Here is a 21,488-nt window from a genome sequence, read left to right as displayed (position 1 = left end):
AGTCAGCAAGTCGGCAAGGCTCAGCCTAGAAGTTTCGCCACCACGCGGTCGAGCGCCTCGATGTCCTCTGGAGGCAGAGCGAGCAGGGCGTCCGGCGGGGTGGTGAGGATGTCGATGGCACGGGCAGCCGTCACCTGTCCCGGCTGCGTGAGGTGGACCAGTTTGGACCGGCGGTCGGCGGCATTGGTGACGCGTTCGGCGAGGCCGCGCCGCACGAGGTCATCAACGATGACGGTGGTGTAGGGCGGGTCGGCACTCATCTGCTCGGCCAGTTCCCGCAGCGTGATCGGGCCGGCGGCGAGGCGGCGCAGCGCCCTGACGCGACTGAAGCTCATGCCGAGGGCTTCGGCGACGATCCTGCGCCGGTTGTAGCGCTCTATCAGGAGTGTGTTCAGCCCCTGCCAGGCTCGGGCTGCCGTCTTGGCGGTGGCGTCGCCCCCCTCCTGGGGGTGTTCGTTGGCGTGCAGGTGCTCCATCAGGTGGTCACTGTCTCCTTCGTTTCCTCGGCAGCGAGCCGCTCCGCTGTGTGCTGGGCCGTTGCCCGGGCCCAACGGCCGGAAGTGAGCGTACCCACGACCAGCACGGCGGCGCCGCAACCGGCGATGATCCACCACGCCTTGCGGCTCGCGTCGATGAAGGCCGCCGCGTTCGTGTGCGCTGCGCCGGCCATGAGGGCGCCGATGACAGCCACGCCGAGGGACTGGCCGAGCTGCCGACTGGTGGAGGCCACCGCTGCCGCGACGCCGGCCTGCGAGCGGGGCATTCCTGATACGGCGGTATTGGTGATGGGCGCGTTGGCCAGACCGAAGCCGGTGCCGAAGAGCAGGTACGCAACGACAAGCAGCGTCGCCGGAAGCTGCTCGGAGTAGGTGAGTGCCTGAAGCACGGCGCTCGCGCACAACGCCGTCCCCGCGAGCAGCAAGGGGATACGCGGTCCCCGCGAGGCCACCATGCGGCCGGATATGGGTGCGGTCACCAGCGCCATGACCGCCATGGGGAGCATGAACAGGCCGGCGTGTAGCGGGTCGAGCTGCCGCACATTTTGCAAGTACAGGGAACTGACGAAGAGGAAGCCACCCAGGCTGGCGAAAGCGGCAACCGCGATCACGGTGGCACCCGAGAACGGTGCGGAGCGGAAGAACCGCAGGTCGATGAGGGGGTCGGTGCGCCTGGGTTCGTACCACAACAGTCCCAGCAGCGCGCAGAGCGCCGCCGCCGCGCAGCCGACGACCAGCGGCGAGGTCCCACCGCGGTTCGGAGACTCGATGATCGCGTACATGAGTGTGGCGAGCAGTACGACGAAGAGTGCCTGGCCGACCGGGTCCACTCGGCGAGCTCGCGGCGCCCGCGATTCGGGCACGTACTTGCGGGTCAGGAACAGCGCGGCCAGGCCGATGGGTACGTTGAGCCAGAAAATGGCCCGCCAGCCGGCCGACTCCACCAGCGCTCCACCGACGATCGGCCCGGCGGCCATGCTGATGCCCACGACGCCGCTCCACACGCCGATAGCGCGGGCGCGTTGGCGGGAGTCGGTGAAGGCATTGCTGATGATGGACATGGCGACAGGGTTGAGCATCGAGCCGCCGACCGCCTGGAGCATGCGCGCGGCGATGAGCCAGCCAAGCCCGGGAGCCAGGCTGCACAGCAGGGATGCCGCGGTGAAGATCACTAGTCCGAGCTGGAAGGTGCGGCGGCGGCCTATGCGGTCGGCGGTCGATCCGGAGAGCATCAACAAGCTTGCCAGCACCAGTGTGTAGGCATTGACCGTCCATTGCAGGCCGGAAACCGAGGTGTGCAGTTCACGCTGGATGGTGGGCAGGGCGACGTTCAAGATGGTGTTGTCGAGGCTGACGATCAGCAGGCTCATGCAGCAGATGGCGAGCACAAGCCAAGGCCGTCGAAGGTCGGCGTCTGGCACTTTGTGAGCTCCAGTTTAGTTGTGTTAACCCAATCATTGTAAGGGTACAAGTAAGTCGGCTGAGTTGCCATGAGTCGTCATGGATTGTCGTGAGTTGTTATGCGTCAGTCCGCAGCTCCCCACCGCCCTGCGGCGCGCGGTCGGGCCGGGGCGAGGGCGAGGGCGGGTCAAGGCAGGCTGAGAAGCGGGGGCGTGCCGGGTGATGGTGACGATCGCTCGTTGATGTGAGCGTGCGCATCGACTGCGCCACGGCCGTTCCGGTGCCGTGTTCGGTGCTCACGAAGCCTGGGGTGGCTGGGGCGCCGGGAGTGCTTGGGGTGCTTGGGGTGCCTGGAATGTCGTGCCCGGGTGGGGGCGTGCGGGCTGGTCAGGCGGGTGCGCCGATATGCGGAATTGCGAATTACACAATGCCGCATGAAATGCAGGTGTATGAAGCGTAAACTCCGCGCGCATCTCGTATAAGGGTCGATTTTATTTGCATCTCTGGGCAACCCTTCCCGTACTACGCTCGTCAAACCGACTGACAAACTCGCCTGTGCTGCCCGGGAGGTGGACGGAAAGGCGCTGGCCTGTGGTCCCGCATGCGCACGCGTCGTTGTTTGAGTCAACTGCGTGGGTCAACTGCGGTCGGGGTCACGGCAACGCATCGGCTCGGCCGGATACGTATCACCGGGCATGTCTCACCGGACATGCGCTCATTGGCGGCGTGCAATTCCACGCCGGGCTACCTTTTCACACCCCGAAAGACAACATGCCTTCTCTCACTATGCCCCGAGCGGATGTGAATCCGCGACAAAACGGAAAGAAGATCGAACCTTTCCGGGGTATCCGGGCACGGGCCGCCGGTCTCGCGGCCCTGCTTGCCGTCGTCGCTGTGTGCTGCGGTGATGCGATCGCCGACAGTTATCCCTTCGGGTCAAGGACCCGCAGTGTGAACGATTTGGGAAATCAATTCGTTCCTTTTCACGCCCACCTGTGGGATCTGCTGCACGGCAAGGCCGATGGCGGTCTGCTCATCAACTGGCAATCCGGTTACGGCTCCAGCTTCCTGCCTGACCTGGGCACCTACGTGGCCAGCCCGTTCGCGGTCCTGGTGGCGTTCTTCCCGCGCGACCAGATCGATCTAGCCGTCTACGTCATCACCCTGCTCAAGATCGCCGCTGCCGCCGCCATGATGGCCTGGCTGCTGCGCACGCTGCGCCCCGGTACCTGGTGGGCGGCGGGCGCGCTGGGCGCCTCGTACGCGCTGTGTGGCTGGACCCTGGGCAATGCCTCGTACAACCCGATGTGGCTGGATGGCCTGATCGCCCTGCCGCTGCTGTGTCTGGTCGGCGAGTGGGCCCTGGCCCGGCGGCGGTTGGTGCTGGGCACCTTGCTGGTCGCCGTCGTGTGGATGGCCAACTTCTACACCGCCTATATGGCCACCATCGGGGCCGCGCTGATCCTCATCACCCGGCTACTGATCAGTGAGACACCCGACACGGCCCCTCGCGCCGCCGCGGCACCCAACGCGGCGCGCGAGCCCGGGCACCACGACACCCAACAGCCCGAAGCAGGCACAGCGCGAGAGCCTGCCCACCCGCCCGTGGGCGACACGGCGCGCGACGCCGCTGTCGACGGGGTACGCAGCGGCGCCTCCGCCCCGCCACCGCAGTGGCCCGCGGCGCGGCGGCTCCTTGAGCTGTGGCGCCCGCTGGTCACCCTCCTGCTCGGCATGGGCATCGCCGCACCGCTCGTCAGCGTCATCTACGCCGGCACCGGTGAGGCATATCCGGGCCTGGACGCCGAGTTCGTGGCCGAGCCCTGGCAAGAGGTGTTCGCCCGGCTGCTGCCCGGCGTCTACGGCTTCAACTCGCCCGCCATATACGTGGACACCATCGCGTTGCTCCTCGCGCTGACCCTGCCGTTCAACAGCGCGGTGCCCCGGCGGGTGCGATGGGGTTGGACCGGGCTGACCCTCGCGGTGCTGCTCTCCTTCCAGTGGAAGCCCACCCATCTGGCCTGGCACGCCTTCAGCACCCCCAACGGCAGCCAATTTCGGCAGACGTTCGTGCTGTGCGCCCTGCTGGTGATCGCCGCCTGGCTCTGCGTGTCGTACGCCAAACCCACCTGGCGCGCCCTGCTCGGCGGGGGCGCCGTCCTCGCGGCCATCGCGCTCGGCACCCGCAACAGCGGCCTACGGGACTGGTGGGCCTACCCGATCACGCTCGCCGGGGTCACCGCCGTGGCGCTAGCCTTCGCGCTCCTGCACTTCGCCGAGGCCCGCACCCGCCATCGGTCCCTGCTGACGGCCCTTGCCGCCGTGTTGCTGATCGGCATGCAGGTGGGCCAGTCCGCCGCCACCATGGCCGTCAGCGACCGCAAGCGCCTGAACCACATGGACGACTACGGGCCCTGGGGCGACCGGCAGCGCACCCAACGCGAGGTGATCGAGGCGGTGGACGGTTGGCCCGCCTACCGCACCGAGCCCGGCCGCGAGCAGACCGTGGGCAACGACCCAATGTCGGTCGGCGGCCAAGGCGCGCAGTATTACAGCAGCCTCACCTCGGATGTCCTCAGCCGCACCATGACGGCGCTCGGCGGCGGCTACACCTCACGTGGCCGCTCGCTACAGAGCCTGGACAACCCGGTGACCGACGTCATCTTCTCGGTCGGCGCTCGCGTGCACTCCGCGCCCGACCCGCACCAAAGGTGGAACCCGCGCAAGGGAGAACCCACGCGCGTGGTGCGTCAGGACGTGCCGCCGCTGGTGACCGTGCGCCCGCCAGGCAAGACGCCCGCCTACGGCACCTCCGCCTACCGCAACCAGGAGTTGCTGCTCGGCTCCCGCGTCTACACCGTGCCGACACGTGTGTCCGCCCGGCGGGAGGACGGCGCGACGCCCGCCCGTGATCGCTCAGGCGGATACCAGATAGTCGGCGGCAGACACGCGAGGGTGGAGCTGGCTGCCACCTGCCCGGCGGGCAACTCGGCCTTCCTGTGGGCGCCGCACTACTGGGGCACCGCCACCATGCGCGGTGCTGACCACAAGCCCGCTGGCTTCCGCGGCGAGTATCCGGACAAGCGGCGCGCCGCCATGCAGCCACTGGGCCGCGTCCCGGCCCATGGACAGGTGCGCGTGACGCTCAGCCCCGAACGCGGCGGCTCCGTGCCGCAGGGCGCTCTGGGTTGTCTGGACACCGGCAAACTGCGCGCCACCGTCGACCGGCTGGCCGACCGCGCAGCCACCGACGTCAGCGTCTCCGGCGCCAGCGTCCACGCCCAACTCCCGCCCCGCACCCGGGGGACCGCCATCGTCGCCATGCCCCGCATCGAGGGCTGGCAGTGCAAGGCGGGCAACGGGGCCGCACGCGCCGCGGACTCCTACCTCGGTCTCGTCTCCGTGCCGCTGGACGGCAAGGCGACCTCCCTGGAGTGCACCTTCCGCCCACCGGGCCTGCGCATGGGCGCGGCGGCGGGCGGTGGCGCGCTGCTGGCCCTCATCTCCCTCGCCGCCTGGCGCACCTGGCGAGTGCGGCGTGCGAGCCACCCGACCCAGGGCCCGCCGGCGGCGGCCCACGGAGTGGGCCATGGCTAGCGCGCCCCACCGCATGCCCTGCTCCACCGCTCACCCCACCCATCGACCTATCACCCGCGAACCCATACGGGGAGAATCATGCTGATCTCCATAGTCGTCCCGTGTTACAACGAGGAAGCCGTCATTGACCGCTTTCACGAGCACCTGGCGTTGGAACTCCTCGCCATTCAGCACGAGTTCGAGTTCGTCTACGTGGACGACGGGAGCGCGGACCGCACGCTGGCCCTGTTGAAGCGGCTCGGTGAAGCGGACCCACGCGTGCGGTACGTCTCCTTCAGCCGCAACTTCGGCAAGGAGTCCGCGATGCTCGCGGGGCTGCGCTACGCGACCGGTGACGCCGTCGTCATCATGGACGCGGACCTCCAGCACCCGCCGGAGCTGGTCGGCCGCATGGTCGAACTGCGCGAACAGGGACACGACCAGGTGATCGCCAAGCGCACCCGCGACGGCGACCGCGTGACCCGCACCTGGCTGGCCCGCGGCTACTACAAGCTGGTCAACCGGCTGGTCGATGTGGAACTCGTCGATGGCGTAGGCGACTTCCGGCTGCTGTCCCGGCGCGCGGTGGACGCCATCTTGCAGCTCACCGAGTACAACCGGTTCTCCAAGGGGCTCTTCGCCTGGGTGGGTTTCCCCAGCGTTACCTTCGAATACGGTAACGCGGTGCGCGAGGAGGGCCGCAGCAAATGGACGTTCGGCCAGTTGCTCAACTACGGGGCCGATGGTGTCATTTCCTTCAACAACAAGCCGCTGCGTGCCGCGGTGTATCTCGGGCTGATTCTGCTGTCCGTGGCCGTGGCGTACGCCTTGTGGATCGTCGGCAGCGTGTTGATGGACGGGGTGGACACCCCGGGATATGCCACGCTGCTCGTGGTCATGACCGCACTGGCCGGCGTGCAAATGGTGATGATCGGTGTGATCGGCGAATACATCGGGCGTATCTACTACGAGGTCAAGCGCCGCCCGCACTACCTGGTGCAGACCACGAACGCTCCCAGCACGGCCGATCTGAAGGACTTGGTGCGGTGATCACCGGGCAATTCGTGCGGTTCGGCCTGGTCGGAGTCGTCAACACCGGTACCTATTACCTCAGTTACCTCGCCTTGCTGTGGTGGTTTCCGTATCTCGCGGCGCACGTGATGGCGTTCGCGTTGAGTACGGTCGGCTCGTACTTTCTCAATGTGTACATCACCTATCGGACCCGCCCGGCCTGGCGTACTTTCCTACTCTTTCCGCTCACCACCGTCGCCAACTTCACCATCACCACCGGCGGCGTCTACGTACTGGTCGATCTGGCCGGCATGAACAGCAAGGCAGCGCCGCTGATCGCCGCGGCGGCGGCCGTGCCGATCACCTTCATCGTGTCCCGCATGATCATGGTGCGCCCCGCGGCAGAGAAGGCGGCGTGCCCTGGGGAGGAGCCGCCATCGCTGGTACAGCGGTGAGCTCCTCCCACACCAGGTCAAGCGTCCTCTTCGCGGCCCCGTAGCGGCAGCCCGTAACTCCCTTGGTGCAAACGGCGTCGCAGCTCCCGGTTCGCCGGCTGGCTCATACGGGGGTGAGCCAGCCGTCCGCCATCGGATGCCTTCCGTGCACCGCGTCCTGATAGGCGTCGCGCAATACGGTGGTGATCGGCCCGCAGCCGCTGGACGCGGTGGGGCGATCGTCCACCGACGCCACCGGCACGATGCCGGTGGCGGTTCCGGTGACGAACAGTTCGTCCGCGATGTACGTCTCGGCGTGAGCCACCGGTCGCTCGACCGTGGGAATGCCGGCCGCCCGGGCGAGGGCGAGCACGGTGGCGCGGGTGATCCCCGGCAAGATGCCCTGCTCCACGGATGGCGTGTACAGCACGTCCTCCCGTACGAGAAAGACGTTGGCCGCCGAACACTCCGAAACATGCCCGGACGCAGTCAGCAGCAGCGCATCGTCGTACCCCGCACGCACGGCCGCCAGCTTGGCCAGCGACGAGTTGACATAGCCGCCGGTGGCCTTCGCCAGCGGCGGGATGGCGTCTTGGTGGTTGCGTCGCCAACCACTGGTCATCAGCCGCCAGTCACGCGTGGGCGGCTCCTGCCAGGCCCAGGCAGCAAGGGCCACCCGCACCGCGGACACATCGAGTGCGACGCCCATGCTGCCGTACCCGAGATAGACCAGCGGACGCACATAGCGCGGCCCCGCACCGCCGGTGCCGATCAGATCGGTGATGGCGGTAACCAACTCCTCCTGGCTGTACGGGAGTTCCATCAAATAGACCCGGGCCGATCGCGCCAGTCGCGCCAGATGGTCGCGGAGCCGGAAGACCGCAAGCCCCTGACCGGTCTCATGCGCCCGGATGCCCTCGTACACCGCCCATCCGTAGTGCAGCGACTGCGTCAGCACATGGACTTGGGCTGCGTCCCAGGGGACGAACTCGCCATCCATCCAGATGACCTCCGCGGGCGACAGCGCGGTCACATGCTCCTCCTTGGGGCGGTCGGGGCGGAGCTCGGTGCCGCAGTGGATGAGTCGGTAGCGGAACTTTTGGGCGCGGCCGGCTGGGGGAGCGGTGGAACCGGGATGTGGTGGCGTTGGGCCAGGGCGTGGAGCTCGCGCGCGGTATCGGGGTCCAGCGGGATGCCCGTGCGGGCCGCCTCCCGCTCCCGCTGCCGCTCGGGGTCGCCCGGGCAGCGCACCGGCTCGAAGGCGGCCGGCTGGGTTTCTCGGGTGGTGCGTACCAAGTCCCCGAGCCGCCGGTCGAAGGAGTCGCGCCCACCGAAGACGGCCGGGTCAAAGCACAGCAGACAGTGCGCGATGCCCCGCCCCCGACCCGGTGGAGCTTGCCCGATGTGGTCGAGCTGCCAGTCCAGGGGCGCGTCGGCGAGCACCGCCGTCATCAAGGTCACCACCATGCCAAGGCCCTGCCCCTTGTAACCGGCCCCGACCGGCGACAGGGCCGCCACCTGTGCGGCGTCGCGGGTGCCCTGGCCGTTCTCGTCGGTCGCCCAACCCGATTCCAACGGCTGCCCCCGGCGCCCCCGTTCACGTATCTCCCCCAAACACACCTGGCTGGTCGCCATGTCGAGAGCGAACTCGGCGTCACCCGCGCCCGCCGCGACGCTGACCGGGTTGGTGCCGAGCAGCGGACCGCGCCCGTTGTACGGGGCCACGCGCGCGGCTGCCGAGGTCATCACCCAGCCCACCATCCCCTCGCGGGCCATGGCGCGGCTGTAGACCGAAGCGGCCCCGAAGTGATTGGAGTTACGCACCACGACCGCAGCCACACCGTTGTCCGCCGCCCGCTGTACGACCTCCCGGGTGCCCGCCGCCCCGGCCACGATGCCCAGGGCGGCGTCCGCGTCGATGAAGGCGGCGGCCCCGGTCTCTCGAACCACCCGAATCGTAGGCCGGGGGTTGGCGATGCCTTGTTCCAGATCACTGAGGTAGCGCGGCAACAGCCGCACACCGTGGGTATCGATGCCGCGCATCGACGTCTCGACCAGCGTGTCGGCGACGACCGCGCACGCCGCGTCGTCCACGCCGTGCGCCGCGAGCGCGCGCATCACGATCGCCCTGGCCGTCACCGCATCCATCCGGTACGCCGCCGCACTCTCGTCCACTGTCACGGGATGTGGTACCTCCGTCGCTTCCCTTTGAGGTGTTCCGGCGCCGCTGCCCGGCCCGGGGTGCGCGGACGGCGGGGAGCCGCATGCCGCGCCGCGAATCCGGCGGTCGCCGGCCCCGCGCAGAGCGCACCGGCTACAGCACGTACGGCAGCTCGTCGCTCACCTTGACGCTCGACCAGTCGAAGTCGATGGCGTCCAGGACGTCGAGTTCGCTGAGCACCCGGTGCAGCCCGCTGTAGTCGCGGAGCAGCACGGTGCGGCCCGCCGACTGGCAATCCCGCAGCATCTGCGTACCGCCCGGCACCCCCACCAGCCGCATGATCGCCTCCCAGGCGCGATAGTCGTTGGCCGAGTACGCCGTGAGCGCCACGCACAGCGACTCGACCAGAAACCGCTGCTGCTCCGTGTTGAGCTGCGGATAGAGCGTCTTGAGGAGTTCGCCGCTGATGGAGCCGTGGCACACCTCGTCGTGCCGGTGCAGCCGGGCGATGGTCACATTCATCGGCTGTACGTCCGCAGCCTTGGCCAGCAGTTCCAGATAGGCGCCGATGCACAGCTCGGTCGTGGTGGAGAACGCGAGGGTCAGCAGGCTGCGCTGCCAACGCTCGGGCGCTTGGGCGACCAATTCTCCGTGCCGGGTCGAGACGTACGGCAGTGGCAACTCCCGCTCCAGCAAGTGCGCACCGCGCTTGGCGCGCATGACATCGCTGGACATCCGGTGCATCAAGATGTGGTAGCGCTCGTCCACCACGGCCTGAAGCAGCGCGACCTCCAGCGCCTCACCCCACAGCCCGGGGAACTCACCGCGCAAAATGAGGTCGAAGGCCGGATTGACGACGTGCGTCTCCGAATACGTGGTGTTGCGGTTCAGCGCCAGCATGGCCCACGTCAATATGGCCGCGCGCTGCTCCGGTGCCAGGCCCTGATAGGTGGGGTGGTCCGCGAAGGGGACGATGCCCTCCGGGTAGTCCGGCAGCGCCGGATCGAACATGTCGAGCAGCTCGGGGTCGCCGCGCTTGACGGTGGCCCGGCGGCCCCAGTTGACCGCGAGGCGCTGAATCACCGGGTTGTCCACCGCGCCGAACAGCTCGCTGCCCAGCGCGTCTTCCTCGGCGTTGCTGATGAACCGCTCGTCCATCGGTCGGTTTCCTCTCCTGCTCGGATGGGCCGGTCATCTCGGCGGCGCTGGTGTCTTCGTCCGTTCCCCTGGCGCCACCGCAGCGTGGCACCCGGGCCGGGCCGGGACCGGCGGTGGCTGGGCGCGCATGGCCCGCTGTGCGAGCAGCACCCCGGCCAGAACGGTGGCGATCCCGGCGCACTGCGGGGCCGACAGCGACTCGCTGAGCAGGACGTAGGCGACCCCCGCCCCGGCCACCACCTCAAGCGTCGCGAAGAGGCTGGCCGTGGACGGCGCCAGGAAACGCTGGGCGGCGATGCCACTGAGGTAGGCGACGAGGGTGGCCACCACGGCCGCCCACCCGGCAACGGCCCACACTGGCGCGCTCACCCGCCCGTAGGCCACCCACTCCCCGAGCGCTGCGTAGCGAAATGCGGTGGGCGGCGACAACACGTTCAACGCCAGCGCGGCGACGGCGGTGCCGAGCGCGGCCACAGCGACCGGATCGCGATGCTCCAGCGCCTGCCGCGCGACCAAAAACCGTACGGACAGCGCCAGCGCGGTACCGAGCGCGGCCAGTACCCCGATCACATCGAGCCGTAACCGCGCCCACACCTCGCCCACCAGCAGCAGCCCGCTCAGCACCACGGCCGTGCCCGCCCACACCAGGGGTGGCTGCCGGATGCGGCGTACCCAACGCAGCCACAACACCACGATCACAGGGGACAGGAACTGCACCACCACGAAGACCCCGACCGGAATTCGCGCCACCGCAACGCCACACAGCGTTTGCAGCGCCGCGAACGAGAACACGCCGAGAACCGCGATGACCGCCCACTCCTGCCGGGTCGCGCGCAGTTGCCGGGGCCGGGTGATGGCCGTGTAGGCAAGCAACAAAACCGCCGTGACCGTCAGCCTGAACTGGGCGGTCTCCAGCGCCGAAAGCCCCGCCGCGTCCAGCATCTTGGTGGCCGGGCCGACCGTGCCGAAGGTGCAGGCCGACACCACGGCCAGCGCGACCCCCGCGGCCGGCCCACCCCCACCGGCCACGACCGGCGCGCTCGGCGTACGCGGCGCACTGGTCATCGGGCCGCAGCCCGGTCCGCGCCGCCGGCACCCCGCGCACCCGGTGGGAAGAAACCGCGGTCATGACGGCTGAAGGGCACCAGCTCCGACCACCACTGGGCGGCCGGGTCCCAGACCGCGTAAAACGGCCGCCCCACCACATCCGGCACCCGGGCCTGGAGATAGCGCAACGCGAAGGCTCGCCCGCCCGGCAGTTCGGCCACCCCGTCCACGGTCACCTTCCCCTCGGTCGTGGACATCACCGGGCCGCGTGCCGTACGCCCCAGCCCGGACATACGCACCACAGCGTCGCGATAGATCTCGTACGCACGCTGCAACGGCAACCCGAAGTAGCGCTGCGCGCCGGTATCCCGCTCCACGAACAGGTAGTACGGGTGAATGCCGAGCATGAGCTGTGCGTGCCAGGCGTCCGCCCACACCGTCGGGTCGTCATTGACATGGCGTACGACGGGAGCCTGCGCCCACAACTGGGCCCCCACCGCGCGCAGCGCGGCCACCGCCTGCCGGGTGACGGCCGGCTCCAACTCCCTGGGGTGGGACACGTGCAGCATCACCGCGAGCTGGCGCCCGGCCGCGGTGACGCTCTCCAGAAGCCTCAACAGGCGCGCCGCATCAGGGTCGTTCACCAGCCGAGCCGGGTGGAAGGACAACGCCTTGGTGCCGATGCGAAGGGTGCTGATGTGCTCAAGCCCCGGCCCGAGTAGGGCGTCGATGTACGGCTCCAGCAGCTCGGACCGCATCACCAGCGGATCACCGCCGGTGAGCAGCACATCGCTCACCTCGGGGTGCCGCCGCAGATAGGCGATGACCTGGCGCGGCCCCTCATCCGCGATCCGCAACTCCGGATGGCCGACGAACTGCGCCCAGCGAAAGCAGTACGCGCAGTACGCGTGGCAGGTCTGCCCGTGCCGCGGGAAGACCAGCGCGGTCTGCGCGTACTTGTGCTGCACTCCGCTCACCTCGTCGCCGTCCTCGTGCGGGATGTTGCGGGTGAGCTGCTCACCGGGGTGCGGATTGAGGGTGCCGCGGACCGAGGCCACGGCACTTCGCAACGCAACCGGATCGCCCAGGGCGCGCTCGATGGCCCGAAAGTGCTTCGGGTCGAGCATGTCGCGATGCGGGAACAGCAGTCGATACAGCGGGTCGTCGGGCGCGCTCTTCCAATCGACCAGCTGGTCGATGACATGGCGGCTGACCTTGAACGGCAGGACCTGGCGCACCACTTCCACATCGTGCGCGAGCTGTTCGTCGGCGCACCGATCGCGCACGAGGGCAGCGAGACGGCGGCCGGACACGGTCCGTGTCGCGGAGCCGCCCTGTTCGTGGGTGGTCATCTCAGGGGTGTGCCCTTCTGGTGAGGGCCCAGCGCGGGATGCCGGGTGGGGCGCTTCCATGGGCTGCCGTCAGGTGGGGGACAGACGACCGGGTGGCCGGGCGTGGGGCGGGGCGCTTCGGTGTGCGGGGGCTCGGCGCTTTGGTGGGGCCGAGGCGGCTGGGGCCTTGCGCGCGGCGGAATCAGGCGGCGATCCAATACCGGGTCAGATGGCGCCCGACATCCTCGTACTGCGAACGGGCGTGCAGCATCCGCTGGTTGTCCCAGATGAGCAGCGCGCCATCGGGAACGAGCACCGAAACACGGTACTGGTCGAAGAGGTCGCTCACCCGGTGGGCCAGGTCGATGCCGTCCTGCCCCAGCGGAAGGGCGTCGGGCTCCACCACCGCATCCAGGGGCGGATCGTAGTCCGCCGCGGTGAGCAGGTTGTAGCTGAACCGCAGGATGGGACGGCCACCCTCATCGGCGAGCATCGCGGTGACGACGGGGCCGGCCGGGCCGGGCCCGGGAAAGCTGAGGGTCGGGCCCGACAGGAGTTCCACCTCGGCCACGCCGAGCACCTTCTCCAGCACCTGCCAGTCCAGGAGATCGGTATGGCCCCCGCCGCAGCGGGCCTGCCGGTGGCAGTAGAGGGCCAGATGGCGCGGGCTCGGGTCCCAGCCGGGCGCCTCGGTGTGCGCCCGGATGGCATTGCGGCTCTGCGAGTAGGCTCGCCCGTCGTTGCCGGGGCGGTAGACGACCTCGTGTTCGACCGTGTTGCCGTACTGGGGAATGAACCGGCCGATGTCCTGGAGCAACTCGATGGCCTGCCGCTGGCCACCGAGACAGTCCACGAGTGCGTAGCCGTCGGTGCTGAGCGTGGCGCGTACGCGTTCGGCCGGTGTCGGTGGCATGCCGTCGTCCCTTTGAGTCGGCGCTGTGGTGGTGCCGTGACGGAAGCAGCCTGGCAACCGGTGCGGGAGCTGTCTTGAAGAAAACCGACCTCACACCGATGCTGGCGCAAGACAGCGCCATGTGGCTCAAGAGGGCAGTACGAGGCTGGTGGGCTGCCCCTTCGCTCGATCCACATCCGGCGGGCCGCCATGCCTGAGCGCGCGGGCCCGCAAAAACGGCACGGGGGTCCAGCCCGTCATGGCCTTGAACTCCCGGGTCAGATGGCCCTGATCGGCGTAGCCCGAGAGCGCGGCTGCACTGGCACCCGAGTGCCCATCGGTCAGCAACCGCAACGCCCCGCGCAACCGCATCAACCGCGCGATGGATTTGGGCCGCAAGCCGATCTGCTGCCCGAACCGCCGCTCCAGGTGCCGCTCGCTCCAGCCGCACTCCTTGGCAAGCTCGCGAACCGGCACATTGCCAACCGTCCTGCTGAGCTGGTCCCACGCCCACCGCACCCGCGCCGAAACCGGCGGCCCCACCGCGAACCAGCGGGCCAGCACCACGTCAAGGAGCGCGAACCGCGTGGCCCAGTCCGGGCAGGCACTCAATTGCTCGTCCAGCCCCTGGAACCGGGCCCCCAGCAGGTCATCCGGCCCCACCAGCCAGTTGGCCAGCAGATCCATCCGCGTACCGAAGAGCGTGTACGCGGCCCAGGGCGCGAGCACCACCTCAACCCCCGCGAGCCGACCATCATGCTCCCCGATCCGAGCCCGAGCCTGCGGCCCCGCAACCAGCGAGCCATACGTGGCCATCTGCCCGGCCTCCTGCCCCACGGCGGCACAGACGTGCAGCTGTTGTCCAAAGAGGATCACGAACGTCGCCATGTGGTCGGGCAGTTCAAGACGCCGCCGCGGCAGCGCGAGATCAAGCCGAAACCCTCGGTACCGCACCACACCGGGCCGCAACGCAGCGGCCGGCAGCGCCGTCGCCATCTCCCACGTTCCCGCGGAACAGCACTCATACCGCACAGCCCACCCCCTCCATGACGGTTCATGGACAGGAACGACTGGACGGCGTGCCCGCGCCCGTGCTTCTCAGCCACCGCCATTGTGGGCAGGGAACTACCCCACGGAAGCGCAGAATCCCGCCAGAATCGGGCTGGGACGTTCGCGATACGAGGCGAGTAGTGCGGCGGGGGAGGGGCCTGGGACCCGCGGCGGGTCGCCGCCGCGTCCCTCGCGGCGAAGGCCGGCTAGCACAGGCAGGCGTGCAGCCATGCAGCCGTGCAGTCAGCGGTCATGCAGCCGCCCGCGGTGCCGAGGACAGGGCTGTGGCAACAGCCAAGGGCCCCGGCCCCACCGAAGTGGCACCGAGGCCCTGACCTGGGCTCTCAGCCCTTCTTGCACCGTCGGGACGACAGGATGTGAACCTGCGACCCCTTGACTCCCGCGAGTGAGGTCGGGGGTATTTTCCGGACTTAACAGGCTTAAATTGGGTGCCTGCCGTGCTTGCGGGGGCCTGACGTAGACCACCGGGCACACCGTGCGGTCCCCCACTGGTCCCCAGGCCAGCCTCGTGAAGCCCGGCACAGGACTGCGGCCTCGCCGCGCTCGCGCCAGCGCTCCAGCCGCACCCTGACACTGTCGCGGATCACATCCGTCCACCCCTGATGGTCGGCGGGCGGCTCCTCCATCGCGCTCAGGTTGTCGTGGTGGAGCGAGGCGATGACCGTGGCGGCGGCGGTCAGCCGCCGGTTGGGCTGTTGTTCGCCAACCCCGCACGAGGCGTGAGCCTGAGATCTCGGCCCGGCTCGGTGCCCATGCCGCTGAGCCCCGAAACGATCCAGCGTCTGACCGCAGCCGCCGAGACCAACCCCGCCCTGAAGCTGCTGATCGCCCTCGTCGGCATCCATGCGCTCTACCCGCACCAGGCCCGAGCGCTGCCCCTGACCGCCATCGACTTCACCCGCGGCCGGCTCACGCTCGGCGACATCGACCACCCCCCTCGACGCCTTCACCCAGCAGGCCCAGCAGGCCGCCGCGACTACATCCACCTCCGGCACCAGCGCTGACCACATACGCGCAACCCTCACGTGTGCAACAGCTCGCAGACCGCGCCACCCGAGCCCCGTCACAACCGGCTGGATGCAGCCTCTGCTACGCGACCTCCCGGTCACCGCCCAGCAACCTCGCGAGGACCGAATCCTCGAAAGGCCGCCGCCACCGGCGCTGACCCGCAGCACCCATGCGCGGTGTCCAACATCACTCCGGAGACCGGACTCCGCTACACCCGCTTCTTCCACCCCAACCCCACGGACAGCGACGACGTATCCGGCTGCAACATGGAGACATCGTGACCGACCACCACGCTCGCTCGCCGTCATCGTCGAGCTCGGCGGTGAGCTGGAGCTCCCAGCTACCCGTAACGGGCGCTTCAGGGGCGCGGTCATCCCAGAAGGCTGCGCGGTCAGCGCCGGCCGCCGCCGATGCGGCGGTCGTCGGCCAGTGCGGTAAGCGGGCCGAACTCGCGGGCAAGCTGGTTCCACGTCAGAACCTCGCCACAGCGGGCCGGGAACTCCTTCGGGTCGAACTCGGGCATGGTCCAGGTGCCAGTGCCCCGGTCCCGCAGCCACAGGTCCCCGTCACCGTCGACCACAGTCGGCGGGACCGGTACGGGCTCGGCCTGATCGGTGGGCTCCCAGGTGACCCGGCCCGGGTGAGAAACGCGGCGCAGCTCGGTGGTGGCCAGCCGCGCGGCCAAGTCACGGGTGGACTCTTCGGCGTCCTTGACCGACGCGAGTCGGAACGCGTCGTCAAGTACGGGTAGTGCTGGATTCTTGCTGCGCTTTGAACTCATACGCTGACTACCTCCGGTGGGGGGCGTCACATCCGTTGTGGCACCCCGGGGAGGAACACGGTATCCGAGGCGGGAGCCGGGCCGGCTACGGCCACTGTCCAGGTGGAGGCGCTGGCACACTGGGCGGTGGGCCTAGGTGGTGAGCTGGTCCCGGACGTGGCGCAACCCGTGGTGGTAGTGCTCAGATATGGCGGTCCGGGTCTGAGAAGGTGAGGCCGCCGGGGGCGAGCGGACGTCGGGCCGGGGCGGGTGCGGGCTCGGGCTCGGTCTCGCCAGGCGGCTGGCGGAAGTCGGCGCCCTGCTCGATCGGCATCAGCCGGCGCCCACCCGCCTGGGCGGGGACGGGAGCATCGGAAGCAGGCTCGGAGAAGACGGGCAGCGAGAGCGGTCGGCGGTCGGTCATGATCCCTAGTCTCCCAGGTCCTGCCCTGGGGGTAGGACCAGGCCGCTATCAGCGGTGATAGTGCCCTGGCCAGCAGGGCCAGGCTGGTTGTTTCAGCTCACCAGAACAGAGCGGTTAAGCCACTGTTACCGCCGGTGAACCGGCCCGGACCGCCGAGGCCGGGCGGCACATTGCGCGGATGACCACGACCCCCGCCTGAACCGGTTCAGAAACCTCCACGCTCAGACCCCGACGCCAGCGCGTGCGTCCAATCCCTCCCGCGACCTGGTCCCGGCCGCCCACTCGGTGCAAGAAACATCCGTTCGGCAACCCGTCGCGACGGGGGACGCGTCGTCGCGGCCGATAGACCACCACGACTACTTGGTCACATACGACAGCATCCGCCACTACATCCGATACACACGATCCCGACAGCGCCAGCACGAGCAGAATCGTTGACATCCAGATGCGGGGCGCGCCCGCCGCGGGCCGTTGGCGACATTCGTACAAGACCGGCAGTCGCCGCCCCCCACACCATCGCTCTATGAACGCCCACGACACACAGCACGCGCAGCCGATGCATGTGGACCGTGACGGACCGCAGGACGCGCCGCCACTGCTACTCATCCACGGATCTGGAGCTTCGAGCGCCTCCTGGGGGCCGGTGGTCCCGGCCCTCGCCGCCCGTCATCACGTCATCCGGATAGACCTCCCGGGCTGCGGCCAGTCCCCGAGCGCCACGTCCTACGACGTTCCGGCGCAGGCGGGCCGCGTGGCGGCGCTGCTCGACGAACTCGGGCTGCGCGCCGTCACCGTGGCCGGCCACTCCAGCGGCGGATACGTCGCCACCGCGCTCGCGGAGCAGCGCCCCGACCTGGCGGGTTCGCTGGCGATGATCAGCACCGGCCCGCACCTCGACGCGCTCCTGCCGCAGCCGGCCATCCTCCGCGTGATGCTGGCACCGCCCTTCGGACCGCTGCTGTGGTGGCGGCGTTCGGATGCGATGATCCGCAAAGGCATCGGCGCCACGCTCGCCGGGCCTGCGCCCATTCCGCCCGGCATGGTCGCCGACGCGCGGAGCACCACGTACCGCGCGTTCCGCAAGGTGCTGCGCGAGAACACCGCGTACCTCGCCGAGCAGTCCGTGCCCGAGCGGCTCGCCGCCCTCGGGCTCCCGGTGCTCGTGGTCTTCGGCGCCGCCGATCCCCGGTGGAATCCGGCGTCGGCGCGCCAGTACGACGTCGTGCCGGGCGTGCGGGTCGAGATGCTGCCGGGCGTTGGGCACATGCCCATGCTGGAAGCGCCCGAGCCGGTGGGTCGGCTGCTGCTGGACTTCGCGACCCTGTGCGCCGGAACCCCGCCGGCAGGCCCGGCCTAGACTGGGGTCGTGTTGTCGCAGGGCGTGCCACCCGCGTGGTCGGGCGTTGACATCGCAGTACCGGAGCCTTCGGACCGGCTGCCGGGCATCAGCATGGCCGGATTCCGCCACCGTGACCCCGGGCCCGTAGACATCGCGATGGTCGCGCATCCGTCCGTCACCTTGCTCATCGATCTGAGCGACGATGACGGCCTGGTCTACGACACGCAGGGGCGGCACGGACGCGGCAGTGTCGTGATCGGCCTGGCCCCCGGGGAGCTCCGGGCGTCCGGCCTGGTGGGCGAGTGCCTGCAGATCCGGCTGCAGCCGGGTGTGGCGGCCACAGTGCTCGGCTCGTCGGCCGGGGGCAGCGGGAGCGTGGAGTCCTTGGCGGACGTCTGGGGCCGCGACGCCGGGCGCTTCGAGGAGCGGCTGCGTACAGCCGGATCGTGGGACGAGCGGTTCGAGATGGCGGCGGACGCCGTCCGCCGACGGATCGAGGACGGCCTGCGGGTCGATCCGGAGGTCGTCCACATCTGGAGGCGGACGGTCGCCAGCAGGGGCCGGATGCGTATCGACGGCCTGGCGGACGAGGTCGGCTGGAGCCGCAAGCGCCTGTGGGCGCGTTTCCGGGCGCAGCTCGGCGTCACCCCCAAGCGGGCCGCCCAGCTGGTGCGGTTCGACCACGCGGCCCATCTGCTCGCGGCGGGGGTCCCTCCCGCCGGTGTCGCGGCCGAGAGCGGTTACGTCGACCAGTCCCACCTGCACCGCGAAGTGAAGGCGTTTACGGGGCTCACGCCGACTGCCGTCGCCTCCGCGCCGTGGCTGGCGATCGACGACGTCGCGTGGCCGACCTCCTGGCGGGCAGGGAGGCCCGTGGCAGGTGGCGCACGCGGTTCCGGCCAGCGCTGAACCGCCCTAGTCGCCCCAGGTCAGGGCATCGCACCGGACTAACTTGGCTGTCCAAGGACAGCTGCTTTCGAATCGAGGTGTCCAACAGCGAACCCCCGTCGTTTTGGGTCCCTCACCAGCGAACCCAGTCATACGAGTGATGTGCTGAGGTGGGTAGCTGCACTGGTCAAAGTGGATGTTGCGATGCCGTACGTCGAGCTGTCTTACGTGGATGCTGTGCATGAGCGCCAGCGACATCCGCTGCGGGACTGCGGGACGGCGGGACGGCGGGACTGCGGGACTGGGGACTGCGCGGTCCGAGGACGTGACTGCGGTGCCACTACTTCGCTAGCTAACGTCAGGTAGCGTGTACGACAGTGTCACTGCCGTGGTCTTCGTTCCTCAACTGACCGTGGGAGCCTCGGCTGCGGCCTGTCGGGCGCGCCGCTGCGTGCGGACGCCAGGGCCAGACCCGTCCAGGGCCGACCAGTCCGGCTCGGCCCCGGGGTCCTTCGTCGCCACTTTGGACACTTGCAGCCCGGCGGCGCGACCCCGGGTGTGCTGACTCGTATCGCACGTCAGCAACTGAACGCCGCAGCCGGCCAGGTCCCGGATGGCCACCGTCCGGTCGATTCCATCGCGGTGATGTGGACGCCGCTGAGGGCCTGTTGGATGTTTTTCCGGTCTACATCGGGGCGCGGTGTGACGAGCATGCGCCAATCATGTCAACGCGGCCCTCAGTGCGCCGTCAGGTTTCCATGAGGGGCGCCGCAGGCATTCAACCTGCACCTGCTCCTCCGGCTCAAAGAGCCTCCTGCTCAAGGCCAATCAAGGGAGCTTCTTGTCATCCAAGCGAGCGGGCACGGAAGTTGCCACGAATCGGTCCCCGTGAACTGGGCATTCCTATGGTCTGGCCACGCTACTTGGCCCCGCCTGGCCAAGATTCTTGGCACCGGCAATGAATCGTCAGGGTTGTTGGCACTGGTGAATCTGGTGAATCTGGCGAAGAGGGGACATCAGGGTATGTACCCTCGCGACGTCTACGGACTGTTCAGTTGCCTGGCCATCGCGTCGAGTGTCGGCCAAGGAGGACCCTCCCGCAGCAAGCGAAGGGACTCTTCCCCAAATCGCCTCCCGTTCAGCCTGCGGGGCGGGTGCTGGAGAGGGACTGTTGCGTGCCTGACCGACCGCAGTTCGGGGTGTGATCACGCTAGTCGAACGGCCTTCGAGGTCGGTGGTTACGCGGGAACCGAGCACCCCCGACTGCGGGGAAGACCAAGCTCCTGCTCCCAGGCGACGCTTCAAGGGTTTGGCGGCGGTCGGCCAAACCGCCGGCCTCGGACCGGAGCGGCTGGACATCCTCTCCGCAAGCGTTGACGAATGCGGAGCGGGCTCGCCTGGCACCGCTTATCCTCCGCCCATGATCCAAGAAAACAGGACTGGCCGGATCTGTGCTGGCTGAATCTTGCCGGATTGGGCGTAGGGCATGGGCGGGGAGGCTGCGACGGACCGTTTGTCCGTCGTTCAGGGGGAGCACTGTAGTGCGCAAAGGGATACCGACGACTGCCCAGAAGGGCCTTCCCTACGGCCGCAGGCCAGCGGGAGGGCTGGCCGATACGGTGTGGGAGTGGTCGAAGTCCGGCACCCGGCACGCTGCCCGCAACCGACTGCTCAGACGCCTGCCCGGGGTTAGCGACGATACGGCCTACCGGTTTGGGTTGGTGAAGCGTCCGCACTACGCCTACGGGGTGCGCCGGGCCACCGAGCTCGCCGCCCGCTTGGGCCACCGGGGCGTCACCGTGGTCGAGTTCGGGGTGGCCGGCGGCAACGGCCTGCTCGCCCTGGCCGAGCATGCCCGCTACTACGCAGCCGCTACCGGCGTAGCGGTGCGGGTGGTCGGCTTCGACGGCGGCCACGGTATGCCCCCGGCCAAGGACCCGCGCGATCTGCCCTACCTGTTCGGCCCCGGCTTCTACACCATGGACGAAGAGCGGCTGCGCTCTCGCCTTGGCGCGGCCGAGTTGCTGATCGGCGACCTCAAGGTAGCCCTGCCCGACTACCTCCGCTCCCGTGGGGACGTGCTGCGTGAGCACCCGGTCGGCTTCGTCAGCCTCGATCTGGACTACTGCTCCTCGACGACGACCGCCCTCAACCTCTTTCGAGGACCGCGCCACGAGCATCTGCTGCCAAGGGTCACCTGCTATCTCGACGACCTGCCGGGCACCATCGAGCAGATCGGCGAGGCCGCCGCAATCGCGGACTTCAATGCCGCTCACCCTGACTGGCCGATCGGCCGGGCTCTAGGACTGCGCGCGTTCACACCGCTCGACCCGCCGTGGGCGGATCAGATCTACGTCCACCACCGCTTCGACCACCCCGACTACGCATCCCTGGAGATCGGCGCCACCGGCGATCAGTTGCCCCTGGAGAAGTGACAGGTCTCGCCGCACACGTCACACCACGCCCGGCAGATTCCGTACCCACATGGTT

General features: G+C 69.1%; 19 protein-coding genes. 7 read left to right on the top strand and 12 right to left on the bottom strand.

Annotated elements, in window-relative coordinates; all coding sequences use genetic code 11:
* Positions 1–20 precede the first annotated feature (20 nt).
* Entirely contained in the window at positions 21–476 is a 456-nt protein-coding gene (locus FHS42_RS17225) for a MarR family winged helix-turn-helix transcriptional regulator (protein WP_184573110.1), read from the bottom strand.
* Positions 476–1,918, bottom strand: coding sequence for an MFS transporter (locus tag FHS42_RS17220; protein ID WP_184573109.1), 1,443 nt, complete (start codon positions 1,916–1,918; stop codon positions 476–478). Before FHS42_RS17220 ends, FHS42_RS17225 begins: the two co-directional genes overlap by 1 nt.
* A 766-nt stretch (positions 1,919–2,684) precedes the next feature.
* Between FHS42_RS17220 and FHS42_RS17215 the strand changes: the two genes are divergently transcribed.
* The 3 genes from FHS42_RS17215 (at position 2,685) to FHS42_RS17205 (ending at position 6,940) form a co-directional block, all read left to right on the top strand.
* Entirely contained in the window at positions 2,685–5,495 is a 2,811-nt protein-coding gene (locus FHS42_RS17215) for a YfhO family protein (protein WP_376772618.1), read from the top strand.
* A 78-nt stretch (positions 5,496–5,573) separates the two neighbouring features.
* Positions 5,574–6,524 carry a glycosyltransferase family 2 protein gene (locus tag FHS42_RS17210; protein WP_184573108.1) on the top strand — a complete coding sequence of 317 codons (951 nt, stop codon included), beginning with the start codon at positions 5,574–5,576 and terminating at the stop codon, positions 6,522–6,524.
* Positions 6,524–6,940, top strand: a complete 417-nt coding sequence (locus tag FHS42_RS17205; protein ID WP_184573247.1) for a GtrA family protein — start codon at positions 6,524–6,526, stop codon at positions 6,938–6,940. The genes FHS42_RS17210 and FHS42_RS17205 overlap by 1 nt, the downstream gene beginning before the upstream one ends.
* 103 nt (positions 6,941–7,043) lie before the next feature.
* On the opposite strand, the gene FHS42_RS17200 is transcribed toward FHS42_RS17205, so the two are convergent.
* The 7 genes from FHS42_RS17200 to FHS42_RS17170 all read right to left on the bottom strand — a co-directional run bounded on the left by FHS42_RS17200 (position 7,044) and on the right by FHS42_RS17170 (position 14,504).
* Positions 7,044–7,952, bottom strand: coding sequence for a branched-chain amino acid transaminase (locus FHS42_RS17200; protein ID WP_312866919.1), 909 nt, complete (start codon positions 7,950–7,952; stop codon positions 7,044–7,046).
* Entirely contained in the window at positions 7,949–9,100 is a 1,152-nt protein-coding gene (locus tag FHS42_RS17195) for an Ldh family oxidoreductase (protein WP_184573107.1), read from the bottom strand. Before FHS42_RS17195 ends, FHS42_RS17200 begins: the two co-directional genes overlap by 4 nt.
* A gap of 133 nt (positions 9,101–9,233) precedes the next feature.
* A complete protein-coding gene (locus tag FHS42_RS17190; RefSeq protein ID WP_184573106.1) occupies positions 9,234–10,238 on the bottom strand; it encodes a diiron oxygenase in 1,005 nt (334 codons plus the stop codon).
* A gap of 33 nt (positions 10,239–10,271) precedes the next feature.
* Positions 10,272–11,303 (bottom strand): EamA family transporter, encoded by a 1,032-nt coding sequence (locus FHS42_RS17185; protein ID WP_184573105.1) that lies wholly within the window; start codon positions 11,301–11,303, stop codon positions 10,272–10,274.
* Positions 11,300–12,637, bottom strand: coding sequence for a KamA family radical SAM protein (locus FHS42_RS17180; RefSeq protein WP_221476590.1), 1,338 nt, complete (start codon positions 12,635–12,637; stop codon positions 11,300–11,302). The genes FHS42_RS17185 and FHS42_RS17180 overlap by 4 nt, the downstream gene beginning before the upstream one ends.
* A 181-nt stretch (positions 12,638–12,818) precedes the next feature.
* Positions 12,819–13,529 carry a TauD/TfdA family dioxygenase gene (locus FHS42_RS17175; RefSeq protein WP_184573104.1) on the bottom strand — a complete coding sequence of 237 codons (711 nt, stop codon included), beginning with the start codon at positions 13,527–13,529 and terminating at the stop codon, positions 12,819–12,821.
* A gap of 126 nt (positions 13,530–13,655) precedes the next feature.
* Positions 13,656–14,504 (bottom strand): helix-turn-helix transcriptional regulator, encoded by an 849-nt coding sequence (locus FHS42_RS17170; protein WP_184573103.1) that lies wholly within the window; start codon positions 14,502–14,504, stop codon positions 13,656–13,658.
* Between the two features lie 794 nt (positions 14,505–15,298).
* Between FHS42_RS17170 and FHS42_RS17165 the strand changes: the two genes are divergently transcribed.
* Positions 15,299–15,583, top strand: a complete 285-nt coding sequence (locus FHS42_RS17165; RefSeq protein WP_184573102.1) for a hypothetical protein — start codon at positions 15,299–15,301, stop codon at positions 15,581–15,583.
* Between the two features lie 395 nt (positions 15,584–15,978).
* Here FHS42_RS17165 and FHS42_RS17160 read toward each other — a convergent pair whose 3' ends face one another.
* Positions 15,979–16,368, bottom strand: a complete 390-nt coding sequence (locus FHS42_RS17160; protein WP_033177552.1) for a hypothetical protein — start codon at positions 16,366–16,368, stop codon at positions 15,979–15,981.
* Positions 16,369–16,549: 181 nt separating this feature from the next.
* On the bottom strand, positions 16,550–16,771 hold the full coding sequence (locus FHS42_RS17155; RefSeq protein WP_184573101.1) for a hypothetical protein: 222 nt from the start codon (positions 16,769–16,771) through the stop codon (positions 16,550–16,552).
* A 523-nt stretch (positions 16,772–17,294) separates the two neighbouring features.
* Between FHS42_RS17155 and FHS42_RS17150 the strand changes: the two genes are divergently transcribed.
* Both FHS42_RS17150 and FHS42_RS17145 read left to right on the top strand, forming a co-directional pair.
* Positions 17,295–18,128 carry an alpha/beta fold hydrolase gene (locus FHS42_RS17150; RefSeq protein WP_184573100.1) on the top strand — a complete coding sequence of 278 codons (834 nt, stop codon included), beginning with the start codon at positions 17,295–17,297 and terminating at the stop codon, positions 18,126–18,128.
* Between the two features lie 9 nt (positions 18,129–18,137).
* Complete coding sequence (locus tag FHS42_RS17145; protein WP_312866918.1) at positions 18,138–19,019, top strand: helix-turn-helix domain-containing protein; 882 nt, start codon at positions 18,138–18,140, stop codon at positions 19,017–19,019.
* Positions 19,020–19,400: 381 nt separating this feature from the next.
* On the opposite strand, the gene FHS42_RS17140 is transcribed toward FHS42_RS17145, so the two are convergent.
* Entirely contained in the window at positions 19,401–19,619 is a 219-nt protein-coding gene (locus tag FHS42_RS17140; RefSeq protein ID WP_246494911.1) for a hypothetical protein, read from the bottom strand.
* 920 nt (positions 19,620–20,539) lie between these two features.
* Here FHS42_RS17140 and FHS42_RS17135 point away from each other — a divergent pair.
* Positions 20,540–21,433 carry a hypothetical protein gene (locus FHS42_RS17135; RefSeq protein ID WP_312866917.1) on the top strand — a complete coding sequence of 298 codons (894 nt, stop codon included), beginning with the start codon at positions 20,540–20,542 and terminating at the stop codon, positions 21,431–21,433.
* Positions 21,434–21,488 lie beyond the last annotated feature (55 nt).

The sequence above is a fragment of the Streptomyces zagrosensis genome, from assembly GCF_014203645.1.
Classification (GTDB): Bacteria; Actinomycetota; Actinomycetes; order Streptomycetales; family Streptomycetaceae; genus Streptomyces; species Streptomyces zagrosensis.
Note: the sequence above shows the minus strand (reverse complement) of the source record. Positions and strands in the feature narration are given on the sequence as shown.

Coding starts and splice junctions, on each gene's coding strand:
- FHS42_RS17215 (WP_376772618.1), top strand. CDS start 2,685: ATGCCCCGAGCGGATGTGAATCCGCGACAAAACGGAAAGAAGATCGAA.
- FHS42_RS17150 (WP_184573100.1), top strand. CDS start 17,295: ATGAACGCCCACGACACACAGCACGCGCAGCCGATGCATGTGGACCGT.
- FHS42_RS17160 (WP_033177552.1), bottom strand. CDS start 16,368: ATGAGTTCAAAGCGCAGCAAGAATCCAGCACTACCCGTACTTGACGAC.
- FHS42_RS17175 (WP_184573104.1), bottom strand. CDS start 13,529: ATGCCACCGACACCGGCCGAACGCGTACGCGCCACGCTCAGCACCGAC.
- FHS42_RS17210 (WP_184573108.1), top strand. CDS start 5,574: ATGCTGATCTCCATAGTCGTCCCGTGTTACAACGAGGAAGCCGTCATT.
- FHS42_RS17180 (WP_221476590.1), bottom strand. CDS start 12,637: ATGACCACCCACGAACAGGGCGGCTCCGCGACACGGACCGTGTCCGGC.
- FHS42_RS17225 (WP_184573110.1), bottom strand. CDS start 476: ATGGAGCACCTGCACGCCAACGAACACCCCCAGGAGGGGGGCGACGCC.
- FHS42_RS17185 (WP_184573105.1), bottom strand. CDS start 11,303: ATGACCAGTGCGCCGCGTACGCCGAGCGCGCCGGTCGTGGCCGGTGGG.
- FHS42_RS17170 (WP_184573103.1), bottom strand. CDS start 14,504: ATGGCGACGGCGCTGCCGGCCGCTGCGTTGCGGCCCGGTGTGGTGCGG.
- FHS42_RS17190 (WP_184573106.1), bottom strand. CDS start 10,238: ATGGACGAGCGGTTCATCAGCAACGCCGAGGAAGACGCGCTGGGCAGC.
- FHS42_RS17155 (WP_184573101.1), bottom strand. CDS start 16,771: ATGACCGACCGCCGACCGCTCTCGCTGCCCGTCTTCTCCGAGCCTGCT.